The sequence below is a fragment of the Amycolatopsis sp. NPDC004079 genome (assembly GCF_040610415.1).
In the GTDB taxonomy this organism is placed as follows: Bacteria; Actinomycetota; Actinomycetes; order Mycobacteriales; family Pseudonocardiaceae; genus Amycolatopsis; species Amycolatopsis halotolerans.
On record NZ_JBEXMH010000029.1, the window covers coordinates 65,269 to 83,359 of the forward strand.

General features: G+C 70.4%; 21 protein-coding genes and 1 pseudogene. 8 read left to right on the forward strand and 14 right to left on the reverse strand.

Features of this window, described 5'->3' with window-relative positions:
* Positions 1 to 77: 77 nt before the first annotated feature.
* The 9 genes and pseudogenes from ABZX37_RS27265 to ABZX37_RS27305 form a co-directional block, all read right to left on the reverse strand.
* Positions 78 to 848, reverse strand: coding sequence for a hypothetical protein (locus ABZX37_RS27265; protein ID WP_354744161.1), 771 nt, complete (start codon positions 846 to 848; stop codon positions 78 to 80).
* Positions 845 to 1,405, reverse strand: a complete 561-nt coding sequence (locus tag ABZX37_RS27270; protein ID WP_354744163.1) for a sigma-70 family RNA polymerase sigma factor — start codon at positions 1,403 to 1,405, stop codon at positions 845 to 847. Before ABZX37_RS27270 ends, ABZX37_RS27265 begins: the two co-directional genes overlap by 4 nt.
* A gap of 46 nt (positions 1,406 to 1,451) precedes the next feature.
* Positions 1,452 to 2,051 carry a hypothetical protein gene (locus ABZX37_RS27275; RefSeq protein WP_354744165.1) on the reverse strand — a complete coding sequence of 200 codons (600 nt, stop codon included), beginning with the start codon at positions 2,049 to 2,051 and terminating at the stop codon, positions 1,452 to 1,454.
* Between the two features lie 1,194 nt (positions 2,052 to 3,245).
* Positions 3,246 to 3,590 carry a hypothetical protein gene (locus ABZX37_RS27280; protein WP_354744269.1) on the reverse strand — a complete coding sequence of 115 codons (345 nt, stop codon included), beginning with the start codon at positions 3,588 to 3,590 and terminating at the stop codon, positions 3,246 to 3,248.
* A gap of 52 nt (positions 3,591 to 3,642) precedes the next feature.
* A pseudogene (locus ABZX37_RS27285) lies at positions 3,643 to 3,813 on the reverse strand (zinc-ribbon domain-containing protein); the annotation flags it as partial.
* Between the two features lie 23 nt (positions 3,814 to 3,836).
* Positions 3,837 to 4,568 (reverse strand): GNAT family N-acetyltransferase, encoded by a 732-nt coding sequence (locus ABZX37_RS27290; protein WP_354744167.1) that lies wholly within the window; start codon positions 4,566 to 4,568, stop codon positions 3,837 to 3,839.
* 350 nt (positions 4,569 to 4,918) lie between these two features.
* Positions 4,919 to 5,890 (reverse strand): endonuclease domain-containing protein, encoded by a 972-nt coding sequence (locus tag ABZX37_RS27295; protein ID WP_354744169.1) that lies wholly within the window; start codon positions 5,888 to 5,890, stop codon positions 4,919 to 4,921.
* Between the two features lie 221 nt (positions 5,891 to 6,111).
* Positions 6,112 to 7,146 (reverse strand): hypothetical protein, encoded by a 1,035-nt coding sequence (locus ABZX37_RS27300; protein WP_354744171.1) that lies wholly within the window; start codon positions 7,144 to 7,146, stop codon positions 6,112 to 6,114.
* Positions 7,146 to 7,388, reverse strand: a complete 243-nt coding sequence (locus tag ABZX37_RS27305; protein ID WP_354744173.1) for a hypothetical protein — start codon at positions 7,386 to 7,388, stop codon at positions 7,146 to 7,148. The genes ABZX37_RS27300 and ABZX37_RS27305 overlap by 1 nt, the downstream gene beginning before the upstream one ends.
* A 593-nt stretch (positions 7,389 to 7,981) precedes the next feature.
* Here ABZX37_RS27305 and ABZX37_RS27310 point away from each other — a divergent pair.
* Together ABZX37_RS27310 and ABZX37_RS27315 are read left to right on the forward strand one after the other, a co-directional pair.
* On the forward strand, positions 7,982 to 8,254 hold the full coding sequence (locus tag ABZX37_RS27310) for a hypothetical protein (RefSeq protein WP_354744175.1): 273 nt from the start codon (positions 7,982 to 7,984) through the stop codon (positions 8,252 to 8,254).
* On the forward strand, positions 8,251 to 8,667 hold the full coding sequence (locus tag ABZX37_RS27315; RefSeq protein WP_354744177.1) for a hypothetical protein: 417 nt from the start codon (positions 8,251 to 8,253) through the stop codon (positions 8,665 to 8,667). The genes ABZX37_RS27310 and ABZX37_RS27315 overlap by 4 nt, the downstream gene beginning before the upstream one ends.
* A gap of 353 nt (positions 8,668 to 9,020) precedes the next feature.
* Here the strand turns inward: ABZX37_RS27315 and ABZX37_RS27320 are convergent, their stop codons facing one another.
* Both ABZX37_RS27320 and ABZX37_RS27325 read right to left on the reverse strand, forming a co-directional pair.
* On the reverse strand, positions 9,021 to 10,025 hold the full coding sequence (locus ABZX37_RS27320) for a hypothetical protein (protein ID WP_354744179.1): 1,005 nt from the start codon (positions 10,023 to 10,025) through the stop codon (positions 9,021 to 9,023).
* Positions 10,025 to 10,597: a hypothetical protein gene (locus tag ABZX37_RS27325; RefSeq protein ID WP_354744181.1), complete on the reverse strand. Its 573-nt coding sequence runs from the start codon at positions 10,595 to 10,597 to the stop codon at positions 10,025 to 10,027. Before ABZX37_RS27325 ends, ABZX37_RS27320 begins: the two co-directional genes overlap by 1 nt.
* 30 nt (positions 10,598 to 10,627) lie before the next feature.
* Between ABZX37_RS27325 and ABZX37_RS27330 the strand changes: the two genes are divergently transcribed.
* Entirely contained in the window at positions 10,628 to 11,086 is a 459-nt protein-coding gene (locus ABZX37_RS27330) for a hypothetical protein (protein WP_354744183.1), read from the forward strand.
* A 4-nt stretch (positions 11,087 to 11,090) separates the two neighbouring features.
* Here ABZX37_RS27330 and ABZX37_RS27335 read toward each other — a convergent pair whose 3' ends face one another.
* On the reverse strand, positions 11,091 to 11,678 hold the full coding sequence (locus ABZX37_RS27335) for a hypothetical protein (protein WP_354744184.1): 588 nt from the start codon (positions 11,676 to 11,678) through the stop codon (positions 11,091 to 11,093).
* 173 nt (positions 11,679 to 11,851) lie between these two features.
* Between ABZX37_RS27335 and ABZX37_RS27340 the strand changes: the two genes are divergently transcribed.
* The 5 genes from ABZX37_RS27340 (at position 11,852) to ABZX37_RS27360 (ending at position 16,807) form a co-directional block, all read left to right on the forward strand.
* Positions 11,852 to 13,057, forward strand: coding sequence for a helix-turn-helix transcriptional regulator (locus ABZX37_RS27340; RefSeq protein ID WP_354744186.1), 1,206 nt, complete (start codon positions 11,852 to 11,854; stop codon positions 13,055 to 13,057).
* Between the two features lie 210 nt (positions 13,058 to 13,267).
* On the forward strand, positions 13,268 to 14,671 hold the full coding sequence (locus tag ABZX37_RS27345; protein ID WP_354744188.1) for a hypothetical protein: 1,404 nt from the start codon (positions 13,268 to 13,270) through the stop codon (positions 14,669 to 14,671).
* 817 nt (positions 14,672 to 15,488) lie between these two features.
* Positions 15,489 to 15,752 carry a hypothetical protein gene (locus ABZX37_RS27350; RefSeq protein WP_354744190.1) on the forward strand — a complete coding sequence of 88 codons (264 nt, stop codon included), beginning with the start codon at positions 15,489 to 15,491 and terminating at the stop codon, positions 15,750 to 15,752.
* Between the two features lie 398 nt (positions 15,753 to 16,150).
* Positions 16,151 to 16,465, forward strand: coding sequence for a hypothetical protein (locus tag ABZX37_RS27355; RefSeq protein ID WP_354744192.1), 315 nt, complete (start codon positions 16,151 to 16,153; stop codon positions 16,463 to 16,465).
* Between the two features lie 180 nt (positions 16,466 to 16,645).
* Positions 16,646 to 16,807, forward strand: a complete 162-nt coding sequence (locus tag ABZX37_RS27360) for a hypothetical protein (protein WP_354744194.1) — start codon at positions 16,646 to 16,648, stop codon at positions 16,805 to 16,807.
* Positions 16,808 to 17,521: 714 nt separating this feature from the next.
* Here ABZX37_RS27360 and ABZX37_RS27365 read toward each other — a convergent pair.
* Together ABZX37_RS27365 and ABZX37_RS27370 are read right to left on the reverse strand one after the other, a co-directional pair.
* Positions 17,522 to 17,704: a hypothetical protein gene (locus tag ABZX37_RS27365; protein WP_354744196.1), complete on the reverse strand. Its 183-nt coding sequence runs from the start codon at positions 17,702 to 17,704 to the stop codon at positions 17,522 to 17,524.
* A gap of 5 nt (positions 17,705 to 17,709) precedes the next feature.
* Complete coding sequence (locus tag ABZX37_RS27370) at positions 17,710 to 18,078, reverse strand: hypothetical protein (RefSeq protein WP_354744198.1); 369 nt, start codon at positions 18,076 to 18,078, stop codon at positions 17,710 to 17,712.
* Positions 18,079 to 18,091 lie beyond the last annotated feature (13 nt).

The window sequence follows — 18,091 nt, forward strand, 5'->3', positions numbered from 1 at the left end:
GCTCGGGCCGACTAGCCCGGAACATCGCCAGGCATGCCGTCGCCAAGATGTCTTGCGTGGTCCTGAACGTGCGGGGGTCAGCCGCTGCCCGCAGGCACGGACGACAGGTCCTCGGCGTCGTCGAAGAGCCTGTCCACCGCGACGGACAGCTCTTCCAAGGCCGTCCTCAGCCTGACGCAGCGGTCGGCCTGCGCTGACAGCACCGACTGTTCCCGTACGCGGCGCCAGGAGACGGCCGCCATGCCGGCCCCGGCCCCGCCGGACCAGGCCCCTGCCAGGACCGCCACCAAGACGGGGTTCGGGTCGAGTTTGAAGACGAAGGAAAGGGCGGCGAGAAGGCCGAGCGTGGCAGGCAGGATCAGCCGCAGAGACCACGGCGCCGTCAGCTCGGAGTCGCAGGCCTTCTGTGCGCGCTCGATGAGCGGCGCCAGGCGGGCATGGGCGTCCGCGAGGGCGCGCTGCGCGTCCTCGCGGCCGATGGTGCGCTGGGCGAGCTGGCTGTCCAGTTGTTTCAGGTCCGGGCCGAGGCCGGTGAGCTGCCGCGCGATCGTCTTTGCCGTCTTCCCCCTGTCCTGGGGAAACTTCTCGATCATCGTGATCGCGATGCGGAGTTGGCCGCTGACCGACGCCCGCGCCGCAGTGGTCGTCTGCGCGGCCCCGCGCTCGCCCGGGTTCGCCGACGCCGGGGCCGGGGCAGCCGCCTGCCGGGGTGCGGGCATGCCGGTGACGGAGGCCAGTCCGGCGGGGATGTCTAGGGCGAGGGCGAGGGCGTCGTCGAGACGCCCGGCCGCCGCGGCGAGGACGGCGTCGAGGTCGGCGTCGCTGATCGGGTGTTCGTTGGCGGTCATCGCTCCTCCTGCGACTGCCGGTCCTCGCGGATCCGGTCTTTCAGGGTCGCGCGGGCGCGGGCGGCGGCCTTGGCCACGGCCGCGGGGGTGGTGCGGATCGTCTGCGCGATCTCGCGGTGGGTCAGGCCGTCCATCAGGCAGGCCATCACGAGCCGCTGCTGCTCCGGCAGCGGCGCCAGCAACGCCCGCACCTGCGCCGCGGACTCGGCGACCTGGGCGTAGTGCTCGGGCGGGAAGAACGCGGCGCTCGCCGAGTCCGGCACGACCTCGGCGAGTATCTCGTGCTCGTGGGAGGGCGGCTTCTTGTACAGGGCCCAGACGGCATTGCTGCGGGTCCACTGCCGGGGCGACCGGACGAGATCCCAGTTCCGGAACAACTCGGTCAGCACGGTGTGGGCGATGTCGGCCGCGTCGTGCACACCGGCCCCGAGCCCCATCAGGAACCGCACCAGGCGTTGGGCGTCCTCGTCGTAGTATTCCGCGAACGTCGCGGAGCCCGGCGGCGGAGCGCTCCCGACCGCGACGCCGACGCTGTCCACGTCGCCGGCACTGTCCACGTCGCAAGGGTGCCCCACGATCGGCACGAGCGAGGCGCTGGCCACGTCATCGCCGGCCATGTTTTCCCCGCGCGTCCGGCGTCGGGGCGGGCAGCGGATCGATCTCCACGAGCGTGCACCCGTCCGGGTCGATCGCGGTGAGCCTGCTCCCGCGCGGCAGCCCGGACGAGGCCTTGAGCCGTTCCTCGTCCCGCCGTTCGCGGCGCCGATCCCGCCGTGTCTCGATCACGACCCTGGTGCCGCACAGCATCGCGACCACGAGGATCACCACCACCACGACGACCACCGTCGTCACCGTCACCGTCACGCCAGCTCCTGCCCGAAACCACCCCGGCACCGTCGCGGCCGGCTGCCCAGTAAGGGTGGTTTCCCCGGGAAATGAGGACTTTTCGCAGGTCGCAGCCCCTGCAGTGGAGTTACGACGACGGCGACTGGCGATGCTCGTCGAGGGCGACATCGACGGCGCCATGCCTGCTCTGCCGTGGGAGCCCGGCGAGCCGTGGGTGAGGTTCGCGGCGACCACGGCCATCTCCTGGACACGGGGGAATCGGTTGGCGACGGCGCAGTCCAGCACGGTCACGGTGCCGTCGTCGGCGAGCAGCACGTTGCCCCGGGTCAGGTCGTCGTGGTTCAGCGCCGTGCCCATGCCCGCGTCCCTAGCGGAGGTTCGCCCCGTCCGGATCCGAAAGGTACGTGTCGACGTCACTCCATAGGATGGTTGCCCCTGTGACGTCTTCCGGACGGACGTCCGTCCACCGGCTAGACGACTCAGCGCGGTACAGCGTCGCGATGTGATCACCGCCTTCAGCGAAGATATCCACCCGGTCCGCGTCGCCTTCTCCGGACGCGGGAGAGTCGCCGTCAACGTATGCCCGCCACTGAAAAATTAGATCATCCACTGTGGTTCCCAGTCCTCTGTTCGACCGTGCCGTCACGTCAACAACCGTCCACACCGGACTTCGAGCATCGATGGCACAGGAACAGCTCATGACCGTGATGCGGATTCCGGACAAGTCCACTCCGCGGCCGCCGGGGGTATCCCAAGCGCTCGATCGCCTCCCGCGATTCGCGCGCGGTCGCGGGGCGCTCCGGTCGGAACGGGGCGGTGTCAGGGCGCGTTGTTCTGCTGCCCATCGTCTCTGGCGCGGGCCGCGGAGGACGCGGTCTTTGTTGCCAACCGGCTCGGCGGGTGTTTCCAGATGCCAGCCCAGCGGAGTCGCGGCGAACCGAAGTCCCGTCGCCGCGTTGGAGTTGGAACGCCCCTAGATGCGCTGCAGTAGCACATGCACAGGTGTTGTAGCCGTCGGAGAAGCGCTGCGCGCTGCGCTTGGAATAGGACCTGTATGGCGACACGCCGGAGGGCAGGATGCTGAAGGACTGGGTCGCCGAGTGCAACGTGACCCTGCCGGAGGTCCTGCCGTGACCGCGAACTGCGGTTCTCCTCCAGCCCGCGCTCGACCTGGTTGTGGGCACCGGACGAAGCGTCCGCACGCAGGGTCCGCGGCTACGGCCGTCCCGCGTGTCGCAAAGGCGAGGGGGTGGATTCGCGATCGGGGTTCGTTGTCGCGTCGGCGGAGGTTCCGACCGAAGGTGCGCAGCGCGACGCGACCTTCCGCCCCGGGGCCTCGGCCTCGATCCGCCGTGGTCCCTGCCCAGGGACCGGCGTGATTCCGCGGCAATTCGTGACGGTGCAGCGGCTACGACGTCTCCCGCGACGCGAGAGAAGACGGCGCGGAGCTTCTGCTGGTAACCGACGCGTCTGCTACGCAAGACCTGATCGGCTGGGAACGCGACCGGCCGATGGCGACGCGCGGTTGCAGGCCGTCGGCCACGGCGCGGGTCAAGTCCTGTCCGGCGGACGCGGTGCCGTGTTGCCGCGGGCGCCGGACTCGGTTCGCTCGGTCGGAGCTTGTGGCAGTGCGCCGAGGCTGAGCAGCGCCGCGCTGTGCCAGTCGATCGCCAGCGGGGCTGGCGCCGACTCCGGGATCTCGATGCCCGCCAGCAGCTCCCGCGCCTCGGCCGCAGGGTCGGAGTAGGCGGTGCGGGCCTTCTCGCGCTGGGCGCCGCGTTGGTTCTGGTTCTCGGCCCAGGCCTCGCGGCGGCAGGCCGGGCAGGCCCGGTCCGGTCGTGAGAACTGGGCCTCCACCAGCACGGTGTGCCCGCAGGCGAACGCTGTGGTCGCCACAGACCCGGCAGGCCGCACGGTTTCCTTGCTTCCAGGCGGGCATCCCGGTCCGGGCGGCCGCCGTCTCGCACCACACGTGCCCGGCCGGGCAGCGCCAGTAGGCGCGCAGCGAGTTCTTCGCCGAGGTGTTCTCCGGCGTGTGAACACCGTTGCGGTCCGGGTGCCAGGTCTCGGCGAGTTCCGGGTGGGCCACGGCCAGCGCCTGCTCCGGACGCATCCGCATCGAACCTCTCGCCTCGCTCTCCGCTAGTCGTCGCGGGGTCGGCCGCGGACGAAGAAACGTTCCCCTTGATCGGGCAGGATCCCGCCGGGGATGCCGAACACGACCCACAGATCGAGGCCTTCGTCGGGTTCGCGGACGTCGAAGCCCTGGCGGCGGTAGAAGGCGGCCAGGCCGGGGCGGTCCGGGCGGATCTGGCCGTAGACGTAGATGTAGCCGTTGGCGAAGTAGACCTTTTTGGTCCGGCTCAGCAGGGCGGCGCCGATCCCGCTGCCGCGATGGGGCTCGGCCACCGCCAGCGCGGACACTTTCGCCAGCGCGATCGCGCCGCCGGCGATGATCTTGCGGACGTCCGGCGCCGCGGCTCCGGTGCGTTCGGCGTGTTCGACGTACTGCTCGGCCACGTTGCCGGGCGGGAACGCGATCACGGTGCCGATGACCCCGTGCTCGCGGTGTTCGGCCACCAGCACCAGCGCGGCGACTGCGTAGACGTGGTCCGGGCCGTGCTCGGCGAAGGCCTGCGCGATGGCGCGGGAGAAGGCCGGCTGTCCGTGCTCCCGGCCGCGGCCGGCGAGTCCGGCCCGGTGCGCGGTTCCCATCGCGCCGCTGCGGATCGCCTCGGCCATCTCCGCGCCCAGCTCGAGCCCGGCCGCCGGGGCGAGTTCGGCGATCGCGGGGATGTCGTCCGCTGTGGCCAGGCGTATCTTCACCCCGGCCGTGCCGCTCGCCCAGCCGCGGATCAGTTTCTGCTCGGTCATTCCCGACGAATCAGTGCCCACCCGGTCGATGCTCCCAGTCCGCACCGGCGGAATCGGCTACGCCGCCCGGCGAGCCGGGTACGGTTCACCGGCTTGCCGTAGCGTTCGGCTCGCGGCACCGGGCCACGGGCGGTCGCCGAGTTTCTGCCCTGCCGGTCTACCGGCGAGTCCGTTGCCGCCTTGCATGTTTGCTTGCGCACAAGATCCGTGCACAGATCTTGTGCGCAAGGGATGGATACGCGACGGCGCGCGGACCCGGCCGAGGCTCCGGTGCTACGGGGGCGCGGCGTTCAGCGACGCGTTCGCCAAGGCCTGATGACAGGCAGAAAAGGCCTGAGGCGCGGCGGAAGTCACCTCCGGCGTGTCCAAGGGCGGACGGGAGCGAGCGGGTCGATTCCGAGGTACTCGATGCGGGCTCGGTGGTTTTCGCGGTCCCGGGCGGCATGCGGGTGGCGCAGCCGCAGCGGCAGGGCCGGCGGCGAGTTGAGGTAGACAGCCCAGGGGCAGTCCTTCAGGTGCGGGCAGGTGTCGACCCAGGCGTTGCAGTCCCAGCACACCAGGCCGCGGCACAGGCCGGTGAAGGGATCGTGGTCGACCACGGCGCCGATGGTCCGACCACACGCGTGGCACAGCGATCCGGCGTGATCGATCAGCTGCCGCCGGATCCGGCCGAGGCGATCGGTGCCGAGGTAGGGCGGCCAGACGCTGCGTCCGCCGACGAACGTGCACCGTCGCGCCGGCGGCACAGCGCACGGGTCGATCGGGTCGCCGAGCAGGCCCACGGTCCACGAGACCCGCATTCGGTCCCGCGGTTGCCGTTGCTGCTCGTCTGACGCTGTCTTCGGGGCGAACATGCGGTAGACCGTTCCGTCGGTCCACCAGTCGCAGATCCGCTCGTGCGGGATGCGTCCGCCGTGGCGTTCGCGGTCCTGTGCGGCGAACCGGTGCTGCAGCGCGTTTGTCTCCGCGAGCAGCCGCGCAGCGCGTTCGTCGCGGCCGGCGTCGTCGCGGTCTCTGCCTGTTCCGCGTCGTTCGCGCACCGCGGCGACGACTTCGTCGCTGTAGTCCATCTCGGTGCACAGCGCGGTGTCGTCCCGGAAGAGGTGATGTCGGCCGTCGTCGCAGAGCACGGCCGTCAGCTGCCCCGAGGGCGGCCGCCAATCGGGGTTGAGGCAGGAAGCGCCGTCACACGCGCGGACGTAGTCGTCCACGCCGTCGTAGTCCAGCGTGAGCGCCAACCGCCACAACAGCGTTTCCCTCCGGCGCTCCGGCCATGCGTCCAGCCCGGTCGGTGCCTTCCCGCCGCAGTGCGTCCGCGCCATGCTGGTCCCCCGGGCCTCAGGTTCTCGTCCGCGCTCACGCTAGCGGCAGATGCGGCGTTGCCTCCAACGTCGCGGCGTGCTGTCGTTGCAGCGCTTTGCTGCCTCGAACGAAAACGCCGGCGCAAGGAACAGCGCTGCAGGAGCGGCGACCGTGCCCCGAGACAGAGGCCCGGGGCACGCGCTCCCCGGCAGGCGTTCGACGCGGTACCCGGCGCGGGCGCTCAGGCCGCGCCGCCGATCGTGTCGACCATGCACCCGCAGCCGCCCCAGTCGTATGGGTCGAACAACTCGCTGTCCCCGCTCTCCGCTCGGCGCCGCAGCACCGCGAGCGGAAGCCGGGCGCTCGCACCGCCGCGGCGGTCCCGCAGCACCGACACCTCGCGCCCGAGCAGGTCGCTCATCTCGGCCTCGTGCCGCTCCCACGACGCATACAGCGACGGGTTGTCGCGCAACAGATGCGCCCACTGGGCCTGGCCTCCGCGCACACACGCCCCGCCGCAGTTGGCATGGGCGTATCCGCGGCGGTACATCGACGGCGGCTCCAGCCCGATCGCCCGCGATTCCCGAAGCCAGTGGTCCTTCGGGCGATAGGGCGGGCTCATCAACGGGAACTCCACCGGCCACGGGGCCCACATGCGTTCGATCGCCGGCCGACGCTCAGGCTCGGTCCAGTCGACGCCGACATAGAGGATCGTGCTGGCAGGGTCGGTGTTGTCCTGCAACCATTTGCGGCACACCTTCTGCTTCAACTCGTGACTGCACGGCGCCAGCCGAGAATTCCCCAGCCACCGCTCGTCCCGATTGACCTCCTGCGGCGTGCGACCGTCGCGCACCACCGTCAACGGCACCCCGAGCAGCGCGCTCGCGTCGGTGTTGAACCGGTAGTTGTCCGCGTCCTCGGCCCGCGTGTCAGCGAACAGCAGCACCACGTTGTCCCGTCCCTGCGCTTCGACGACCATCCGTGCCACGGCCCAGGACTGGATCCCTGAGGACCACTGCGGGACATGCAGCGTGTCAGCCACGGCCTGCCTCCGGGGTGCCGCGGGGCGCGGGGGCGGCACGTCCCCGTTCAGCCTTACGCGGTCGTGGTTCGTGACGGTCTTCGGGGCGGTGCGGAGGTCGTGGCGGCAACACCCGCAGACGCAGATGTGGTAGCCGCTGGACGAGCCGCAGCAGTGGTGGAGCTTGCCGCTGCTGAGGGTGTGCGGATTGACGCGGCGGCTGTGGGTGCGCGAGGGGCTGAGGTGCGTCGACATCAGGACCGTCCCTGCTTGCGTGGATTCGCCTCGTCGGCTGGTCCCTCGTCGTGCGCCTGGTAGCAGCCGACGTCGCCGCATCCAAGATCCGGATGCGCGAGGGCATGCCCGACAGAGCAGCAGTCCTCGCAGTGGCCGGGGTCGCCGTTTTCCTGTCGTGCGGTGTTGCTGCCGCACAACGGGTGCGGATGCTGTCGATAGGGGAACCGGCCGGTGCGGTGCTGTTTGCTTGTTCGGGGCACGGGAGTCCTTCCGCGCGGCGGCGTTCGTTGTCGCTCTGGGGCGGGGCCGCGGTGATCGGTATTCCGACTCAGACGTCGGTTTCGACTCTTCTCCGGCGGAATGCGGCGATGGAAGGTCCAGCTGTTTCCATTCGGGTCGCAATCGTTTCCTGGATGTGAGCGGTCTTGCCGCGAGCACCGGCTGTCTCCTTCGGCCGGCATCTCCTGCCCAGCCGATGCCTTCCCTGATGCGTTGCTGTGACTGACTGCGGGCGATGCTGGCCGGAGGGCGCCTTCGCGGCGGCGCGGGATTCGTTGGCACGGCGGCATCTGCGGGCCACAACTCCACGGAGCGCCCCGTGCGCGCAGACGGAGCGGGGGAAGGAAACGCCTGCGAGGGAATTGGAAACGACAACGTCGTTCCTGCGGGCCTGCTCGCAGGGATAGTCGGCTCAATGTCGGTAACAGCGGTGCGGCGTCGGCCCCTGGGCTTGTAACCGGCGCTGCAGCGCACGCGGCGCGCCCTGCCGGCCTCGCAAGGCTGGTCAGGGGGCGGACGGCTCCGCGCGGTGCCCGCCGCTGATTCCGCCGCGTCGATGCCGAAGGAGCGAGCGGTGCGCACACGATGGGCCGAGCTGTCGGCCGCCCGGCAGAGCGAAGTCCGGAAATATCTGGAAAACACGGCCCTCGGCAAGGCGATCGCCTCGCACGCGAACGGCGACCTCGACTGCGCGCCGTGGCTCGTCGCGGTGGAACGCGCGTGCCGGAAGCGGTCCGCGGTGTCGTTCACCGACCTGGCCGACTACAGCTGGCGCGACTGCCACGAGAGCGGCATGAGCCCGCAGGACGCGCTCGCTGCAGCGCTGCAGGCGGAGGGACTGGCGTGAACGGCGCTGCGAGCGACGGAGGCTGGGGAGCCGCGGACAGCAGGCGATCCGCGTACGCGTCCCTCGGGGCCGTCCGCGACTGCCTCGAGGCCAGACGCGGCGACGACTACCGGGCCGAGGACGTAGCCTTGCGCGAGGTCGCCGGCATGGTCCTGGTGTCGGTGAACGTGAACATGTCCGTACCCGGCCGCGCACCCGAGCCTGCTTTCATGCCCGACGAAACTCCTGAGCGCTACCAGGAACGCCACGAACTAGAACGGCTCAGATGGCAGAGCTACGTGGCAGAACAGGTGACCGCGAACCTGCGCCGCGACGACTTCGAACTGGAGTCGATCAGCAACGACCCCGACAACGCGGATCCGATAGACGCCTTGGCGTTGGGCAGCGCTCCCGTGGCGGTCGTGTACGCGTGAACCGTTGTGCCGGTCGTCGACGTATCGCGCCACGTTCTACCGGCTCCGCCCTCCGCCGCGTCGCCTTGACCGGAAACACCAGGCCGAGGGCCCACCGTAGGCGCGCGAGCGCACACCGACTGGCTGTTCTTCGGCAAGTCGCCGTGCTGACCAGGTAAACCTGCACCTGCCCGGCGCCACCACGCTGTTCTGGTTCCCGGAGCGCGACCAGATGACGGTGCAGCCGATCGCAGGTTCGAGGTGGGCCAGGCCCTCGGCGAGGGCCGCTGGATCGTGGTCGGCGCCGATCCGGGCTACCCGTGCGCGGCCGACGTCTGGATGCTGTGCCAGCCCGCCCGGCCCGGCATGCCGGGCTACGCCAGCCCCGGCAACAACCTCGCTGCTGTTCTGGACGTCCTACCGCGAGCCGGACGCCCGGAGCTCGCCGCGATGTCGCTGCCGCCGTCGTCGGCGTCGAGCAGGTCGACGGCGCCGGAGAGCTGGCGGCGCAGGACGGTGGCGTTCCTGGTGTCGGTGTCGGGGGTGTCGATGCCGTGGATCGCGCAGCCGAGCAGCCAGTGGGCGGCCTGGACGCGGTGCCAGCCCAGCGCCCAGCGCTCGGCGGGAAGGTCGCCGCGGTCGTCCAGCGCGGCCGGGTGGCCGCCGGCGCGGATGTACTGCTCGATCAGTGACCTGGTGCTCGGCGGGTCGGCGGGTCGGCGCAGTCCGGGCCAGGACGCCAGGTCGAGCAGTCCGGGGCCGTGCAGGGCCATCGCGAAGTCGAGCACGCGCCAGCCGCCCGGACCGATGTGGATGGCGCTGGGGTGCAGTTCGCCGTGGCACAGCCCGAACGGCGGCCGTTCGGCACCGGCAGCGCGCCGGGCTGCGACCTGGGCGAGCGCGGCGAGGAGATTGCGGAGATCGCGGCTGTCGCCGTACCGGCCGTCGGCCTGGAGCTGGTCCAGGTAGGCGAGAGCCTGGCCGGGCAGCGCCGCCAGGTCGCGCTCGCCGAGCCGGTCCAGCCCCGCGGGCACGTCGGCGCCGTGCAGGTGGACCGCCGCCGCCGCGGCGTCGTGCTCGGTCGGGTCGCGGACCGGGTCGCCCAGGTCTTCCAGGATCATGCCGAGCATTCCGTCGATCACGGTGGCCGCCCGCACGGCGGGAACCCGAATCCCGTGGCGTGCCAGGTCGGCGAGCACGATGTGTTCGCCGGTGAACGGAGCCAGCGCGTACTTGAACACCACGCTCGTCCCGTCGCGCAGGCGAAGCCGTTCCACGGCGGACAGCCGCCAGATCCGGATCGGATCGCTGGTCACGACCGGCACGCCGAGGTCGGACAGGACGGCGAGCCGTTGGCGGGATCGCACGAAGCCGTCCATCACCGCGCTCCGCGCGCGGTCGCGGTCAGGGTGTCCAGCACCTGTTTCAGCTGCAGGGTCATGCTCGCGGGCACGCGTCCGTCGCCGGCGTCGGCGAACGCGGCGAAGTGCTCGAGCAGGTCGAGCAGTGCGGGGCGGGCGGCGAAGAACGCCGCCGGGTCGCCGGACTTCCCGGCTCGCCGGGTCAGCGAGGTGAGCGCGACGATCTTGTCGGCGGTGCTGGCCAGCAGCACCGGCAGGTCGTCCACCGTGATGACCGGGTGGCCGGTGTCCAGGGCGTGATGCTCGGCTTCCAGGGCGCGCACGATCCGCACCACCGCAGGGCCGTAGCGGTGGCCGAGCACGGCGTCCAGGTCGAGGTCGGGCGGCGCGAACTCGGGGCTGTCGTGCAGCAGCACCGCCGCCACCAGGTCCGGGTCCGGGGCGGTGACGTGCTCGCCCAGGACCACCGCGACCCGCACCGCGTGGGCGAGGGCGGGCCGGTCGTCGATGACCTGCCCGGCGCACCAGCGGCGCGCGTCGGCCAGCGCTCGGTCGACGGGCGCGGCACGGGGCGGTGTCAGCACCGTCATCTCGGATTCCCTCCCGGTAACGTTGAACGCGTGGACGACCGGCCGGACGGGTGGGGCGAGAACGCCTGCGTGGTGTGTCCTGCCCGCTGCGGGCAGGCCCCGGGCACGTTCGACGTCGTCGACGGCCCCGGTCCCGAGTACCGCCTCGACCGGTCGGTCGGCTGGCGAGTGGACGTGCGCACCGGCGCGGGGGTGTGCGTGCACCCGTACCGCATCGGCATGCCGCCCGGCCGGTACCTCTCCGGCGACCAGCCGGTGCCCGAGGCCGGCGAGGAGCGGCCGATGCCGAGCGCGGCGGCGCTGGTCATGCCGGAGGACGAGACCGACCTCGAAGGATGGCTCGTCGCGGTGCTGCGAGTCGCGCCCGCCGACGAGCTGTTCGACGCGGTCGCCGGGGCGGAGCGGGCGGCGGGTCAGCGCTTCGTACCCGACGCAGTGACCGCGGCCCTGCGCCGGGTGCTCGGCTACGAGCTGGCCCACCGCGACTGAAACGTCAGGCGACGACGGCCTCGTCGAAGATGTGGGCGTGGCTGCGGCCGTTCGGGGCGAAGCCCGCGCCGCGGTAGCGCTCGTTGAGGATCGCCAAGCGGCGGTCGACCTCGGCGGCGTCGAGCCAGTACCGCAGCGGCTGCTCGCCCCAGCCGGCCGCCGCGTAGCAGTCGTCGGTGGCACAGCCGCGGACGTAGTCGAAACGTTCCAACTCGGTGGCGTGCGGGAACACCACGCCCAGGTCGGTTTGCATCCTGGTCATCACGGTGAACTGCGCGAGCACGGCGTGGATCATCTCGTCTACCGGCGCCGGCACCAGCAGCTCGGCGGCGGCCTCGTCGCCGCCGGTCAGCTCGAACACCGCGGCCTTGAGCGCGAGGACCTTCAGGGCCTCGTCGAGCAGCGGCGCGGCGTCGGTGTCGAGGTTCCACTGGCTGACCAGGGGATACCCGGTGAACGTGGCCCAGCACGTGCTGTACTTCATCGAGCTGCTGGTCAGCCGCTCGTAGCCGGGGTGGGCCTGCATCGCCCGCAGGATCTGCGCGGCCCGCTCGCCCACCGCTGTTGCCTCCGGCGTCGTCGATGTCGCCATCACACGTGTCCTTCCCTTGGTGTGCAACACAATCCGGACCCTGAAAGGGCACCACGGCCGCGGTCGGCGAAGTTGCACACGACTTGCACACGCTCGCCCGGCATCCGGCGGGAAGCACTGCCGCAGCGACCGCTCCCGCCCTTACGCTGAAGACCCGCGCGAAGGGAGCGACCGTGAGCGACTACCTGCTGTCCGCCGGCCACGTCATCGCCGTGCTGCGCAAGGCCGCAGGGTTGACCCAACGCCAGCTGGCCACCCGCGCCCACGTGTCGCTGAGCCTGCTGTCCAAGGTCGAGGTCGGCGATCGACCCGCCAGCCACGCCCTGCTGGCCGCGTGCGCCCGTGCCCTGCGGGTCCCGGTCGAGCGGTTGAACGGGCAGCCCTACTCCGAAACCCGCCACGACGAGCGCGTGCACCGCGACGTCGATGCGCTGCGCACCGTGCTGCGCTGCTACGACCTGCCCGACGACGTCGCACCGCGCCCGCTGGCCGAGCTGGCCGCGGATGTCCGGACTCTGGCCCGGCTCCGGTCGTCAGCCAGCTACAGCAAACTCGCCACGCGCCTGCCCGCCCTGCTGCCCGAACTCATCGCAGCCGGCCACCACGGCCGGCCCGCGGACGTCGAGCAGGCGAACGGGCTGTTGGTCGCGACGTACCATGCGGCGCACACGCTTACCTACCGGCTGGGCTACCCCGATCTGGCCGAAAGCATCGAGCACAAGCTCCTCTACGCGGCCGAGCGAACCAGCGATCCGCTCGCGGGCGGCTTGGCGCAGTGGGCGCGGGCCCAGTCCTTCCAGTCCGCCGGCGATTACGCCCACGGCCTGCGGCTCATGGCCACCGCGCGGGATCAGCTCGACGACCAGCTCCAGGTCCGCAAGCCGACCTCGGGCGTGCTGGTGGTGTGCGGGTCGCTGCACCTGCGATCGGTCACGCTCGCCTCCCGCGCCGGCGACGCCGATCTGACCCGCGACCACCTGGCCGCCGCGCGCGAACTGGCCGACCGGTTGCGCGGCTTCGACCAGGTGCAGTACGGGCTGACTTTCGGACACGCCAACACCACCACCCACGAGGTCGCCGGGCACGTCGAACTCGGCGACGGCGGCGCGGCCATCGCCGCCGCCCAGCGGTGGCGTCCCTCGAGGCAGATGCCGCGCACCCGCCGAGGCCATCACCACATCGACCTTGCCCGCGCGCGCCTGATCCACGGCGACCGAACCGGCGCTCTGACCGAATTGCAGCAGGCCAAGCGGATCGCGCCGCAGCAAACCCGGCACCACCCGATGGTCCGGGAGACCACCGCCGTCCTGGTCGGGTTGCACCGCCGTTCGAACCCGGACCTGGTCTCGTATGCGGACTGGCTCGGCCTTGCCTCCTGAGCGGGTTTCGGGTCGCCAGGGGAACCTTCGTCCGTGAACACGAGCATGTACAGCGTTTCGGCCTTGAGCCGTTCCCGCGCACGGCGAGGGCGACTCCCCTGGTCGAGGCGATCACCGGTGTCCCGGCCAAGTAGACCTTCAACCGGCTTCGACCGGTCCGGAAGCGTGCAACTGCGCGACACGAGGGCGGTCGCCTGGGACGCTGTGTGCATGATCGATGACACTGCCGTGGAAGAGCAGGTCGTGAATCCGACCTGGACGCCCTGGCGCGCGGCTTACGCCTACGCGGAAGTGATGCGAGACCTCATGACAGCCAGCCTCGACCCGGCAGGGGAGCGGGCCGAGTACTTCGACGTGCCGACCATGCTCGTCGCCTACGCCCTGGCCGACTACGCCGACCAGGAAGGCATCGTCGTCACCCGGCCGGCGGACCTCGGGGAGCTCTCGGGCATGCGGTTGTGGGAGCGGCTGGCGACCGAACACCTGGTGGCGTCGCTGTCGAAGCTGTCACCGACACAGCGCGCGGTGGTCCCCGCCTCGGGAGAACCGATGCACGACGAGTTCTTCCGGATGAAGACCGAGATCGACCGCAACCACGCCGGACCGGCGGCCGGCCATGCCGCCGAGCAACGCGCGGCGAAACGCCTCACGGGCGAGCGTGCCTGGTTCGAGCGGGGCGAGGACGGGCAGGCGTTCGTCGCGCAGATGCTGATGACCTGCGGTCCCGCGGCCGGAGTGGCCGCCGAGGAGGCGACGCTGCGGGTCATCGCGGACCAGGCCGAGGGGCTCCCGGCCGAACCCCTCGGGTACCGACCGCCGCCGCGGCCGTACGAGTTGTCCGAATACATGGCCGTCGACAAGCCGTGGCCCCGGCGCGGCACCCCGCAGTGGGCGGTCCGCTTTGTGCAGGGCGAACTGGCCGGGCGGATGTTGCTCGCCCATTACCTCGACTCGATCCTCGGCGGCATTGACCTCCCGGAAGCCTTGGCGGAACCACGGAAAGCAGGCGAATCGGCGCGCGAGCACGCCGAGCGCGAAGACCTGGCTAAGCAGTTCGTCGAAGTGCAGGTGCTGCTGGCCGATCACGCACCCGACGTCGAGAACGAGCTGATGCGCATCCGCCCCTCGGACGCCCAACAGGCGGTCGGCGTGATCGTGCAGGAAGCCAAGGGGTGGTGGACGACTGCCCGGTACGACGCCACGATCAGCGACGTCCTGCCCGCGATGACGGCGCTGCTGGACGGCTTGGTCGCGCCGGAGCGCCGCGGCGACGTGCAGGAAACGCTGGAGGTCGTCGCTGTTGACGACGTGCCGCTGGTTCGGGTCGGGCTGAGGCTCGTCGGCACGGCCGAGGCCGAGCCGTTCGACGCGTTGCACCTGGCGGCGGCGTTCGCCGCGGCGCTGTTCCAGATCCCCGCCTGCGTTCCGGATCCGAAGGCGGAGTTCATTCGGCTCTCGCAGTTGGCGCTTCGGCTCGCGGAAGGCAAGACCGACCCGCCCCACACTGCGTCTTCGCCGTCCTCTCCGCCGGAGATGCCGACACGGCAGGCGGACGCCCGGAAGAAGAAGGCCAGGAAAGCTTCGCGGAAAGCGCGGCGGCAAGGCCGGCGGTGACGCTTGGCTGGAGCAGGTGGCGGGGAGGCCGGCCGGCCGCGACGGCGCGGACCGGGGCCCGTCCGGAACGGTGTCCAGCGGTCAGGTTTGCGGCGTTGTCCTTGCCGGTGAGCCGCAAGTAAGTGCGGACAGCAGGACGGGCGGCCAGGAAGACCAGCGCTCCAATGTCGCCTGAGGTGGACCGCGAGTAGCTCGGAGACAGTTCGACTTCTCCCGCGTGGTCGTCCGCTCTCGCCCATATCTCTCGAACGGCACATCGAACTCGTGCGCAGCCACGGCGTGCGCGGCTTCGTGGACCAGACCGGTGGCGGTGTAGAACTCGCGGACGCCCGCGGGCGCGAGCAACGACGACGGCTCCCGAAAGCGTCCTCGGTTGCGTCGCCGCGGTCGATGTTGGGCTGGTTCAGATGGAGGGGCCAGCAGCCGTAGCAGCGCGGCGAGGCCGGTGTCGGCGTCTGGGTCCAGCCTGCCTCGGCGGGACGTCGTCGGTCGTCAGGTCCGCGACGATCGAGGCCGTTGTCCCGGACCCGTCGTAGCCGGCCAGGATGTCGCGCACCTCGGCCTCGGCCCGGCGTGCGCCGCGTACTGCAGCAGTGCCCTCCGCAGCGCCTCCACGGGATCGCGTCGGCTGGTCTCCTGGCGTGGCCTGGATTCTGGTCGCGGGGCTAGCCCGGGTGAGGTGGTGGTGTCGGTGCAGGCGTGCTTTTGAGATCGGAAACGGCGTGGGCGCATTGGAAACAACCTAGGGCGCACTTGTCGGCTCCCGCTGCGTCATTCTGGGATTCGCCAGTGATGTCTGATCCGAAAGGCTCTCGTTATGCGCGGTGGCAAGGCGGTGTCGCAGTGGCAGCGAGACCACGAGGCTGCTGTGGTGGAACGCTTCCTCGTCGTTTTTTCTCGTGACTCGGCGTTTGCTCGGCTCCCGGCGCGCTTTAACTGTGATGAGGCGCATGTGCTCGCATGGTTGTTCGACGCGAACGATGCTCCGGCCTTGGCCCATACCTGGCGGGAGGAACATCGCCCGCACTGTGCCAACCCCCAGAAATGCCCGGCGTTGCGTGTGCTGAAAGAGCGTTCATAAATCCGGGGCAAGCGTGGTCGTGGCGCGAGCGCCGGTGCCGGTCGGAGGCGTCGTCTGCCGTGCTGAATCCGGCGCAGGATCGAGGACTCGGCGCACTGGCATGGCCGCATGGTGCGGGAATCGCCGTCGTTGTAGCAGCGGACTGGTCGAAGTCCGTTCGGCCGCGTTCGTCGTCGAGCTCAACGTGCGCGATCCGCAGCTGCGCGGCCATGGCGGGTTCCGACACCGGATGGCAGCCGTGTCGGTACATCGGCTGGGAATCGCAATGCGCGGTCTGTGTGCCGTGGGCCTTCAGTCCTGGCCGACGATAGCTGCGAGATCTGTGGGTGTCGAAACGTCGACTGCATCGCCCGGCGCCGAAGCAACTCCCTCAAGCTGGTCCTACTGGAGGCCTGAACATGAATGTCAAAGAGGTCGAAGCGGCTCTGGAAGCCTATCGGGAAGATGCGTGGGGGTTCTGGGGCCGCGACCTCGGTCTCCAGCGCCAGTGGTCGCGCGACCCAAAGCTCGGTGTCATCGACGGACTCGGTCGCGTCGAATTGATGGATCTCCAGCTCGGCCAAGGCGACAACGGTGAAGGCTGCTGGATGCTGCTCCGCGCCGGCGGACGCTACTTCCGCAAAGACGGCACCTACGATCCGGCTTACGATATAGCGACGTGGGAGGGCCAATTCCGGGAAGTCTGGCCGACTCCGAAGATCGTTTACGAGTGAGGCAGCGGGGCAGCGACTGAAGCCGATGAGGGGTGCTCGCACCCCATTTGGACAGCAGCGACGTCGCGGCCCACAGCCACTCTTGCACGCGCTCTTTTGCCAGAAGTGCATCGCGAAGGCCCTCTGATCCACCTGCCGCGGGATCCTGGAGGGTCGCCCATTTTCCCTCAGGAGGCAGCCGTGGAGCACGCGGTCACCATCACCGCCAAGACGCGCCAGCTCGGGCGCACCCGCGTGACCGACTACCACTGGCTGTGCTCGTGCGGCGAGCGCTCCACCGCGCCGACCGGCTACCGCAACGAGCGGGAAGCGCGCACCAACCACCTGTTCCACCGCCGCTGACACGGCACGACCCCCGGAATCCGCCGGCGATGACACCACAGGAACCCGTCTGCTTGCCCCGGGGAATGCTCGGGCGACGGGCGGGTTCGCGCGGAGTCTTCCGAAAATGGCCGGTGTGATGCGCGCACGGCCTTGGCTCTCGCGTTGCGCGGCCCGCTCAACCCTGTGCCGATCGGGAAACACCGAACAGCGAACGGAAACAGTGCGTACCTCCCGGTGCGTCTTCGACGGGTAGTCAATCAGTGCGCGGCGGGCGGTCGGGCGGCGTGACTGTGAACTACTCCAAGGACGGGAAGGCGACCATGCTCGAGAAGGGCGCGTACGGCGGAGAATGCTTTACTCCGGGATGCACGAACGATTCGCGGTGGATTTCTACGGCTGAGGCAACGGTGGCGGAGGTGCCGCAGGAGCGGTACCGGTGCGCGTCGTGCTGCGACTTGGTCGCTCGTGCTGCACCGGTCCGTCCCGCAGACGTCCTCCACGGGACGGAGGGGTGGGACGAGTGGCGCTCGGAGATGGTTCACATTCTCGCGCTGCCGCTGGCGGAGTTGACAGCCGTCTCTGCGCTAGCCGCGAGTTCACCGTTCCCCGAGCCGCAGGGAGACTGACGCACTGTGCTGATCTTCGGCGGACGTGCCGACTCCGGAAGGCCGGGTCGCATGATTTCCGTCGCCAATGGACTGCTGCGGCTGTCCTGGCCCAAGGTGACTTCGCTTACCGGCTTGACGAAAACGCCGGCCCCGCTGCGATCGCGTGCAGGGGGAGGGCGCGGTCCGTCAGCCGGTCGTTGTCGGCGCGGTGTTGCACGGTGACGCCGCCGTAGAAGGCGGACCAGGTGGTGCAGGCGGTGTTGTCGGCGGTCTCGGTGACGGGCGTTCCGGTGAAGGTGGTCAACATCGGCGTTACCGTTTCTCGCGGGATCGGGGAGTGAGCAGGGGCGAGATCTCGAGGGCGTTCTGGCCTCCGTGCGGGCGGATCTTCACGTCGTTCTTGATCAGGAGCCGGCGGATCGTGCCGTAGGACGCGTGGTGCGTGTCGGCTACCGCCTGCATGGGCCAACCCTTCTCGACGTAGTCGCGGATGATCCCGTCGACGTCCAGGTCGGTGCGCTTGATGCCCTGCCGGACGGGCGGCAGCACGGCCCCTTCCTGTCGCAGCAGCCGTCCGGTCCAGCTGAGGGACAGCCCGTGCTCGCGGGCGATGTCGGTGATCGAAGCACCGCCCCGCCACGCCTTCAGCATCCGCGCGTTGCGTGGTTCGTCGTCGGTCATGGCTGGCTGCGAC